This window comes from Caldisericia bacterium (assembly GCA_026414995.1).
GTDB lineage: Bacteria > Caldisericota > Caldisericia > B22-G15 > B22-G15 > JAAYUH01.
Genome location: JAOAHY010000046.1, coordinates 1 through 583, shown reverse-complemented (window position 1 = coordinate 583; position 583 = coordinate 1). Strand labels below are relative to the sequence as shown.

1 protein-coding gene and 1 CRISPR repeat array are annotated in these 583 nt (G+C 36.5%); the gene reads right to left on the bottom strand.

Going from position 1 to position 583, the window contains the following annotated elements:
* Nucleotides 1-209 (bottom strand): Gfo/Idh/MocA family oxidoreductase (locus tag N3D74_06705; GenBank protein ID MCX8095853.1); only part of this gene is annotated, 209 nt, incomplete at its 3' end.
* Between the two features lie 94 nt (nucleotides 210-303).
* A CRISPR array of direct repeats spans nucleotides 304-583; the repeat unit is 19 nt; unit sequence GTTTAAATTCCTCTTTGGC.

Below are 583 nucleotides of genomic sequence, written 5' to 3'. Positions count from 1 at the left end.
CATATATAGCAGGCATCCATCTTTACTTCCTCTAACATCTTCTCAAATTCAGTATATCCCTTCCCTCCATACTTTCCTGCTAACTCCTCTGCTTTTTCTTTTTCTATATCACACATACCTACAAACTCTACATTCTCAAGTTTCGCAAGACGTTCCATATGTGCGCGTGCTATACCACCACATCCAATAAATCCTATCCTCACCTTCATTCTTTATCCTCCTTCGTTAGGATGGACAAATTATACACTATTCAGGACTTTAAAATAAATATCTCAAAAATAAAAGCAGAGTACTTGTAAACTCCTTTAAATTCCTCTTTGGCAGATTGAAACCGTTTGGAAGATGGAAGTTTAAGAAGTATTACAGGAGTTTAAATTCCTCTTTGGCAGATTGAAACTTGTCTCCAGAAACCGTGATTTGCCATCTCTATATTGTTTAAATTCCTCTTTGGCAGATTGAAACTCTTGCTACTGACAGCGATATGTTTTTCTGCACCAAGTTTAAATTCCTCTTTGGCAGATTGAAACCAGTATCAGATATACGGGCATATAGAGACTTAATACAGTTTAAATTCCTCTTTGGC